Raw genomic sequence first — 425 nt, 5'->3', positions numbered from 1 at the left:
AGGAACAGCGGGATCGATCCCTCGATCGGCACCTTCAATATTCCTTCGACCACCACCAGCAGCGCGAAGGCGCAGGCGAGCAGGACGACCAGCCCCATCGCCCAGACCTTGCTCGCCATGATCTCGAACGGCGTGATCGGCATCACCAGCAGATGCTCGATCGTGCCATGCTCGCGCTCGCGGATCAGCGCGGCGCCGGTCAACACGATCGAGAGCATGGTGACGTTGTTGATGATCTCCATCACCGACCCGAACCAGCTTTGCGCGAGCGTCGGGTTGAAGCGGGCCCGCAGGGCGAGATCGGCGGGCGGCGCGGCCGTGGCCCGCGTTCCCTTCATGAACTCCGACACCTCGCCCTGGACGATCTGCTGGATATAGCCGCCGCCGGTGAACGCCTGGCTCATCCGCGTGGCGTCGATGTTGAG

The 425-nt window shown here is 64.9% G+C and carries 1 protein-coding gene; it reads right to left on the bottom strand.

Going from position 1 to position 425, the window contains the following annotated elements; translation table 11 throughout:
• Positions 1-425 (bottom strand): ABC transporter permease (locus tag L3X40_RS22215; RefSeq protein WP_237367488.1); only part of this gene is annotated, 425 nt, incomplete at both ends.

Source organism: Rhizorhapis sp. SPR117 (genome assembly GCF_021742065.1).
Note: the sequence above shows the minus strand (reverse complement) of the source record. Positions and strands in the feature narration are given on the sequence as shown.